At 46.6% G+C, this 328-nt stretch carries 1 pseudogene; it reads left to right on the top strand.

The features are described from left to right. Positions 1 to 328, top strand: a pseudogene (locus tag AB4585_RS23890) (amino acid permease); the annotation flags it as partial.

The raw sequence follows: 328 nt of genomic DNA, 5'->3' as shown, positions 1-328 counted from the left end.
CTGTATGGGTAACGTCGCCCTTGCGGTTATGATCAATGACTCCTTAGGCTTATTCTTCCCTATATTGCTACAACACGGCATAGAAACCGTATTCCTGTGCTCAGCATTACTCTGGGGCATGAATGCCATAGCCCTGCGAGGCACCGCCAGTTCATCCTTCATCAACCTTATCTCAACGGTAGGTAAGTTGATTGGCTTGATCATTATTATTGCGATCATTATGTACAGCTTTGAGCCTGCAAACTTATCCCTGGATGTATGGGGAGAAGAACAGCAACTTGGCTCTGTGGTCACTCAAATCCAGAGCACTATGATGGTGACCCTTTGG

This window comes from Vibrio sp. 10N.222.49.C9 (assembly GCF_041474985.1).
GTDB lineage: Bacteria > Pseudomonadota > Gammaproteobacteria > Enterobacterales > Vibrionaceae > Vibrio > Vibrio crassostreae_C.
Note: the sequence above shows the minus strand (reverse complement) of the source record. Positions and strands in the feature narration are given on the sequence as shown.